At 51.8% G+C, this 8043-nt stretch carries 7 protein-coding genes; 1 reads left to right on the top strand and 6 read right to left on the bottom strand.

The features are described from left to right. Window positions 1-417: 417 nt before the first annotated feature. From sucD to BLQ36_RS10860, 4 genes are read right to left on the bottom strand one after another with little or no spacing between them, the layout of a single operon-like run. Entirely contained in the window at window positions 418-1323 is a 906-nt protein-coding gene (sucD, locus tag BLQ36_RS10875) for a succinate--CoA ligase subunit alpha (protein ID WP_074515608.1), read from the bottom strand. A gap of 3 nt (window positions 1324-1326) precedes the next feature. After that, window positions 1327-2517 (bottom strand): ADP-forming succinate--CoA ligase subunit beta, encoded by a 1191-nt coding sequence (sucC, locus tag BLQ36_RS10870; protein ID WP_074515607.1) that lies wholly within the window; start codon window positions 2515-2517, stop codon window positions 1327-1329. Window positions 2518-2544: 27 nt separating this feature from the next. Beyond that, a complete protein-coding gene (locus BLQ36_RS10865; protein WP_231473883.1) occupies window positions 2545-3609 on the bottom strand; it encodes an iron-containing alcohol dehydrogenase family protein in 1065 nt (354 codons plus the stop codon). Between the two features lie 30 nt (window positions 3610-3639). Then, window positions 3640-4767 carry an aldose epimerase family protein gene (locus BLQ36_RS10860; RefSeq protein ID WP_074515606.1) on the bottom strand — a complete coding sequence of 376 codons (1128 nt, stop codon included), beginning with the start codon at window positions 4765-4767 and terminating at the stop codon, window positions 3640-3642. 259 nt (window positions 4768-5026) lie between these two features. Here BLQ36_RS10860 and BLQ36_RS10855 point away from each other — a divergent pair, with 259 nt between their 5' ends. After that, the gene (locus BLQ36_RS10855; RefSeq protein WP_074515605.1) at window positions 5027-5299 is read left to right on the top strand and encodes a hypothetical protein; all 273 of its coding nucleotides are present in this window, start codon (window positions 5027-5029) and stop codon (window positions 5297-5299) included. 169 nt (window positions 5300-5468) lie between these two features. Here BLQ36_RS10855 and BLQ36_RS10850 read toward each other — a convergent pair whose 3' ends face one another. Together BLQ36_RS10850 and BLQ36_RS10845 are read right to left on the bottom strand one after the other, a co-directional pair. After that, complete coding sequence (locus BLQ36_RS10850) at window positions 5469-6122, bottom strand: HAD family hydrolase (protein WP_255327121.1); 654 nt, start codon at window positions 6120-6122, stop codon at window positions 5469-5471. A gap of 12 nt (window positions 6123-6134) precedes the next feature. Further along, window positions 6135-7841 (bottom strand): EAL domain-containing response regulator, encoded by a 1707-nt coding sequence (locus tag BLQ36_RS10845; protein ID WP_074515604.1) that lies wholly within the window; start codon window positions 7839-7841, stop codon window positions 6135-6137. Window positions 7842-8043 lie beyond the last annotated feature (202 nt).

Raw genomic sequence — 8043 nt, 5'->3', positions numbered from 1 at the left:
AGCGGCGGCTGAGTCTGTGGCAAGTTTCGCGGGGCTCCCCCCTCCGAGGGCGTAGCAATTCGTACCGACTCTAACCGAGGCGGCGGGGGCCCCAGTACCATAAGCGTAGCCTTGACGTTCCGCGTGAAGCAAGAAATTTTTGCCTGCGTTCTCGTTGGAAAAGCAGTTTCGTCCAAACGAAGCGCGTTTAACTGTTTTCCAACTCTTAATTAAAAGGCAAAAATTTCTTGTAGCGGGTTGTCACCGGTGGAGCGTTGGTACTGGGGCCCCCGCCGCCGGCGATTTGTTTCGAATCCGAACTCACAAACCTACAAACTGTAATTTGTAAAAAATATGTGGATAAATTCGTAGAAGCCTCCATAAGTTAGAGAAATCCCTCTAACTTATGGAGGCTTCTATTCCCCACTAACTATTCTTTCAGCACGTATGGCATTCCTCATAAATGCCCGCTTTTTTCAACGTCGCTACCACGGTTTCCCCGATGTGGGCCACCGTATCAGCCACCTCGATGCCAACGGCATTGAGCGCCTTGATTTTATCGGCAGCGGTTCCTTTGCCGCCACTGATGATTGCGCCCGCATGCCCCATGCGTTTGCCCGGAGGCGCCTGACGCCCTGAAATAAACGCCGCCACCGGTTTATCCGGCATATTTTCCTGAATCCACTTCGCGGCATCCTCCTCTGCCGTGCCGCCGATTTCGCCAATCATAAGAACAGCTTTGGTGTCCGGATCATCCTTAAAGAGCTTCAGGGCATCGATAAAGTCCGTTCCCTTTACCGGGTCGCCGCCAATACCGATAGCCGTAGTCTGCCCGATTCCAGCAGCCGTAAGCTGGAACGATGCCTCATAGGTAAGCGTTCCCGAACGGGAAATAACCCCTACATGGCCTTTTTTATAGATATAACCAGGGATAATTCCCAGCTTTGCCTCGTCCGCCGTAAGGATTCCCGGGCAGTTAGGGCCGATAAGGCGCGTCTTTTTGCCTTCCATATAGCGGCGAACCTTCACCATATCCTGCACGGGAATATGCTCCGTTATGCAGACCGCCAGCTCCAGCCCGGCGTCAACGGCCTCCATGATAGAATCGGCCGCAAACCGTGCCGGCACATAGATAACCGATGCCGTTGCCCCAGTTGCCGCCACTGCCTCTTTGACCGTATTGAACACCGGAACGCCCTCAACCTGCTGACCCGCCTTGCCCGGCGTGACCCCGGCGACAATCTTCGTCCCGTAATCCAGCATCTGTTTCGTATGGAACGCTGCGGCCTTGCCCGTAATTCCCTGAACGATTACCTTCGTATCTTTATTGACCAAAACGCCCATGATTCACGCCTCCGCTTCTTTTACCAATCTGACAATCTCCTCAGCGCCACCCTCCATAGTAGGCGCCATGATGACATTTTTAATCGGCGTGTTCTTCAGGATTTCGCGGCCACGCTCGACATTCGTTCCTTCCAAGCGAACGACTACCGGCACTGGCAGGCTCTTGCCATCCGGCGAGATAATCTTCGCCGCTTCCACAATGCCCTCAGCTACGAGGTCGCACTTGTTGATGCCGCCAAAGATATTGACGAAAATTCCCTTGGCCTGTCCGCCGTCGAGCATGATATTAAAAGCCTCGGCAATCTTTTCCGGCGTGCTGTCACCGCCGACATCGAGGAAATTCGCTGGCTCCCCGCCATAATATTTGATGATATCCACCGTAGCCATGGCCAGCCCGGCACCGTTTACCATGCAGGCCACATCGCCGCCCAGGTTGACATAGTTGAGGCCCGCTTCTGCCGCCCGGCGCTCCTTGGCATCTTCCTCGCTCTCATCCCGCAGGGCCTCCACATCGGGATGACGGAAAAGCGCACTGTCATCAAAATTGAGCTTGGCATCGAGCGCGACGACATCATCATCAGCAGTCACCACCAGCGGATTGATTTCCGCCAGACTGCAATCTTTGCCGACAAAAGCCTGATAGAGACAGCCCATAAGTTTTGTCACCTTGCGGATTGCCGGCTGGGGGAAGTGCATCGCATAAGCCATGCGGCTGGCCTGGAACGGCATCAGCCCCACCGCGGGGTCAATGTACTCCTTGAAAATCTTATCTGGCATCTCCGCCGCCACCTTCTCGATTTCCATGCCGCCCTCTTCCGAGCCCATCATGACAACACGCGCCGTCTGGCGATCAATGACAAAGGAGAGGTAGTATTCCTTCTTGATGTTCGAACCTTCCTCGATAAGCAGGCGGTTTACCTTCTTGCCCTCAGGGCCCGTCTGTTTCGTTACCAGCGTTTTCCCGAGGATTTCCCCGGCGTACTGTTTGACCTCTTCGAGGTTTTTGGCAATCTTCACGCCACCAGCCTTGCCACGGCCGCCAGCATGAATCTGCGCCTTGACTACCACCACCGGAGTACTCAGCTGTTTGGCATTTTCCACTGCCTCCTCCACGCTGAATGCCGGCATTCCATTAGGTACGTTAACCCCATAGGATTTGAGGATTGCTTTGCTTTGATACTCATGGATATTCATAGTCTTACCCCCTAAAGCTGGTTCTCCTTATTCCGTTCTCATCTGTTCCAGTTTGTCTGCGGCAACGTGCAACATATCCTGGGTGATTTTATACGGCATAATGCCTACTTCCTGCTTGGCCTCGGTCGCCTTGAACACCCGGCGGATATCCTCCTCACTGGCACAGATATCCTGGCGGCTGGTCGGCAGTCCGATTTTCCTGCAGAATTCATAAAAACGCGAAAACTCCTCCTGCTGGCCATCACACAACAGCAACAGCAAAATACCATAAGCAGCCAGACCGCTGTGCTTTTCGCAGCCATTCTCGCCTGCCGAAATATTCGTAAGTTCCGTAAACAACGTGTGGGCTATATGACCGTTATATTCTGGTGCCGCAAAATTTGACACCATGCCACTGGTCATGACAATAGAGAGCACCACTTCCTCAAAGGCCGCCGTAGCTTTATGGGCCTTATTGTCAGCCACCGCTTGTTCTCCATAGGCATAGAGCGGGTCCAAGCACATTCGGGAAAGGGCGATTCCCATGCCATCCCGATGCCCCAGTGTCTTGCCGCGGGAGGCAATCTGTGCCTCATAGTATTTGGCCATCGTGTCGCTGATGCCCCGCAGCAAAAACTCCACCGGTGCCTGCGCCAGCATTCTGGTGCAGAGGAACACATGAACCGGCGGCTCATTGGAATAGGCATACTCCCGGAAGGTTCCATCTTCGTTGTAGATGGTGGCGATGCTATCCGCCGCCGCACAGCTCCCGGCCACCGTGGGGAACGTAAAGAAAGGCTTGTGCTGCGTATGCGCCGCCTGCTTGGCCGTATCAATGGCCTTGCCGCCACCCACGGCAAAAATCATATCCGCATCGATAAAAGCCTGGTCATTGCAGATTTTCTCCACATTCTCATAGGAGGATTCCTTCCCCGCCAGCAAAAAGCCCGTAAATTCCAGGCCAACACCTTCTACGGCCTTAGTCATTTTCTCCTGCGCCGCCTCGATGCCCTTGCGGCCGCCGATTACGACCACGGTCTTGCCATAGCGTGGGCACACCTCACGGATTTTTTCATACGCTTCCACCCCGATGGTATAATCAGGAAACGTCATCGTGTATCTTCCTTGCATCTTCGCCACCCCTTAATCTTTCGGCCAAAGGACATATACGGTCTGCGCCTTAAAAGTCTCCCCCTTCTTGAGGACTGGCTGGGGGAATGAAGGATTGGCCGGCGAGTTGGGATAGAACTGCGTCTCCAGGCAGAACCCCGAGCGACGGGGGAACTCCACGCCATTTTTCCCCTTGATGCCGCCGCAAAGGAAATTGCCCGTATAGAACTGAACCCCTGGCTGAGTCGTATAGCACGTCAACGTGAGACCGGTCTTATCCGACTCGGCATAAGCCGCTTTCTTGAGGCCGCCCTTCAGATAATCCAGCGGGCAATGCGGATCATAGCCGAACATTCCCGGCTTCATCTCGACCACCGGCTTCTCGTCGCGGATAATCCAATTGTGGTCATATCCCTTACCCATCTGGAGTTCGTCAAAATCATCATCGATATGTTCCCCAATGCGGGTAGGCTGGCGCAGGTCCATCGGCGTTCCCGCTACCTCCAGGATGCGCCCATCCGGCAGGGATTCTTCATCAGCCCAGGTATAGGTGTCGGCAAAAAGCTGTATCTTCTGGTCCAAAATCAACGGCGATTCAAAACCATCGAGATTAAAATAGGTATGATTCGTCAAATTGCAAATCGTGTCCTGATCACAGGTTGCTTCATAGCTAATAGAAAGCTCGTTGTCGTTCGACAGGGAATAAAGCACCGACACCGTCATATTGCCAGGGTAGCCGCCCTCGCCATCCTTGGCATGATAGGTCAGCTTGACGCCCTCATAGACTTCTTCCGCCGTCCACAGCTGGTCATGAAACCCTTGAAAGCCTCCATGGATATGATTCTGCATCTTGGAACCCGTATTGAGATCGAGCTGGTACTCCTTGCCATTCAAAACGACCTTGCCGCCGGCAATGCGGTTGGCATGACGCCCAACAATGCCGCCCATGCTGGTATCGTCCTTCTCATAGGCCGCCGCATCGGCATAGCCTAGCACCACATCAACGAATTTCGCCTGCGGTCCCATGACGCGCCAGCTCACCAGCCGTGCCCCATACGTCGTTATCTTGGCTTCGGTGCCCTTCGTATTGCGCAGCGTATAAAGCTCCACTGCCCGTCCATCACTGAGTTTGCCGAATGCTTCTTTTTTGATCATAGCCATGACATATCCCTCCAGGACTTCAGTTTTTGAATTGCTGTTTATTTCAAACAATTATAAACAATTCTGTACAATTGTTACTTTACTCTATTCATTTTTATTTGTCAAACCCTTTGTATGGTCTTGTTTCATCTTATTATACAATTTTACACACCCTTAACCTTCCGAGTTATCATTCGGCAAAAATTGTGATATAATGTCAGCATATCCAAGCATATCCAAAAACTTTACGAAAGTATTTGGCTGAAAAGGGGGATTCTATATGAAAGAGAAAAAAGCCTTTATCTTCTTCAACTGCGATGAAGATAAAAGCCAGAAATCCATGAATGTGTTCTACAATCAGGAAATCTACCGTGATCTCAAAGTCGCCCGTAAAGCACTGCTGACCAAGGTAGAGGAAGAACAAGCCGAAGGCCGCATCCACATCGCCGAGGACAACGTGGAAATTGTTCGTCAGGCAATCCTAGAAGGCGACCCCACCGATGCCACGCCATTCATCCAGTATGGCGCCATCGAAAGCTTCGCTATCGTGTAATCCATCGTCGCAGCAATATACGAACTCAAATCCTATCATTTTATAAAGCAAAAACTGTCATTACGAGTTAAAGCATACTCATAATGACAGTTTTTTATTTTAACGTCGGTGTTCTAGTTTTGCTACACGCAAAACTTCCTCTTGGCGTTTCAACGAGGTAGATTCCGAGTTATAACGTATCAAGTTTTATTTCAGCGATATCTTCCACAATGCGGTCGGCAAGGCTTAAATCCTGCTTTCCCGAATTCGGGTTGCGATAGGCGATGCAGTACATGCCGGCTCCTTTGGCCGCCAGGATGCCATTTCGCGTATCCTCCAGCACGACGCAGTCCGCCGGACTTACGCCTAGGCGCTGGGCCGTTATCTGGTAGATTGCCGGGTCCGGTTTGCTGGCGGGCAGCTCACTGCCGGACAGCACGGACCTAAAATACGGCCGAATGCCAAATCCATCCAGCACGGCATCCACCACCACTGGCCACGATGAAGTTGCCAGGGCAATCGGAATCCCTGCCGCATAAAGCTCCTTTATGAGTTCCACCGTGCCCTTGACCGGCTCGATTTCGCCGCTTTTGAGCACTTCCAGATAGTGCTTATGCTTGTAGTCCGTCAGTTCCTCTGGCGTAAGGTCCCTGCGCCCAGCGCTATCGATGACCTCTTGGAACATTTCGCCACTGGTGCGGCCCATATAATGAATGAGGTCTGCCTCGTCAAAGGGAAGTCCGAAATGACGAAACGTATCCATCTTAACGCGGGAATGGATGGGTTCACTGTCGATGATGACACCATCCATATCAAAGATAAAAGCTCCGATATTGTGATTCAAAAAAATTCTCCTTTATTCTGCCGCCTGCTCACGAAGCATCCGCACCAAAAAATCAGCCTCAGGAAGCGGCCGCGAGAAATAATATCCCTGTATCGTCTCGCAGCCGATACCAGCGAGATATTCCACCTGGTCTTTCGTCTCGACGCCTTCCACAATGATATCCATATCCAGCTTCTTGGCCATGGCCACCACCGTTTCCATGATGACCCCTGCCCGCTCGGAACGCTCGACTTCCTGCAGCAGCGACATATCGATTTTCAGCGCATCGACGGTAAGATCCTTCAACAGATTCAGCGAGGAATACCCCTGACCAAAATCGTCCATGATAACCACGAACCCACTTGCCCGCAGCTTTCCGACCATTTCAATCATCTGCTGTGGATTGTCCGTATAGGCACTTTCTGTTACCTCAAGCTTGAGCATCCAAGGCTCCAATTCGTATTTTTTCAGCAACCCCTGCAGGAAATCCAACAACCCTAAGTTGTAGAAATCCAGCCGGGACACATTGACCGATACCGGCACCACCTTGCCGCCGCGCTCCCGTTGCAACTGCAGGAACCGGCAGGCCTCCTCCCAGATGAACCGGTCCAACCGGCCGATAAAGCCGCTGCGCTCAAACACCGGGATAAACCGCGACGGCGAAATCAAGCCGTTATGCGGATGATTCCAGCGCGCCAAGGCCTCCACCGAAACGATTTCGTTGGTTTTGATATTGTAAACCGGCTGCAGATAGATGCAGAACTGACGCCCCACCAGCGCAAACTCCATATCGCGGACAATCATCTGCTCCTCAATCATCAGATCCCGCATACCTTGGTCGTAATAAGCATACCGTGCCTTATAATCGTCTTTGATGCGGCTAAGTGCCATATAAGCCCGACCACACATCTGATCAATAGGCAGGAAGGCATTATCCACCGGATATACCCCCGCATGAAAAACGATATTATGGCTGATTCCCAGTGAGGCAATCGTGCGGTCGAGACCTTCCATGATGCCATCCATATCCACCTGGGAAGCCGGCAGGCAAAGGGCAAAATGATCTGCTTCGATGCGGCCGCAGATTCCCGTATCCCCAGCCACTACCTGGAAATACACCGCCGCCGTTTTGAGGACCAGATTTCCCGTATCGATGCGGAACATATCATTGATTGCCTTAAAGCTGCTGATATCGAGATACACGATATTATACGAAACACCGCGATTGGCCTGCATCAAAGCCGCCGCCTTGCGGTAGAAGGTTTCCCGGTTGTAGATTCCAGTCAGCGAATCTTTCTCGATATAGCCATGCATAAGCGCCAGCTGCTGATCCTTAGCCACCTGTTCCACTTTGCGCCATTCGTTCTCCTGGCGCGCCATGACATTCTTGACACGACAGCGCACAATCGTAGGATTGTACGGTTTCACGATATAATCGGCAGCCCCCATTTCCATGGCCCGTGCCTCGCTGGATCCATCGCTGCGGGCCGTCATGACTATAACAGGGATCTGTGCATACTGGTCATGATGTTTAATATACGACAACACTTCAAAGCCATCCATGACCGGCATGACCAGATCAACCAGTACAATGCTCACGGATTGGCTCTCGATAACCTTCAGGGCTTCCTGCCCATTTACTGCCTCAATGATGGTGTATTCATCCTGAAAAAACTGGGCCAGCACAACCCGGTTGATTTCTACATCATCAACAATCAGCATCACTGGTTTTTCATCCACAATATCGCCTTCTTTGCACGAAACTTTAGTGTATAGCTACTACCATTATACCGCCAATGTGCCAGTTTTGCCATAGGTAAAACTTCCTCTTACCGTTTTCCACCGGCGACTAATTTTACATCGCCGCGAGCAAAAAATGCATGACAAAAGGCTTCGGATGACTTTGTAGGGAATCATCCGAAGCCTTTTATCAAAAGCTTTA

This window comes from Selenomonas sp. WCT3 (assembly GCA_900100835.1).
GTDB classification, from domain to species: domain Bacteria; phylum Bacillota; class Negativicutes; order Selenomonadales; family Selenomonadaceae; genus Selenomonas_A; species Selenomonas_A ruminantium_E.
The sequence above is the reverse complement of the archived record's forward strand: the minus strand, read 5'-3'. Positions and strand labels throughout refer to the sequence as shown.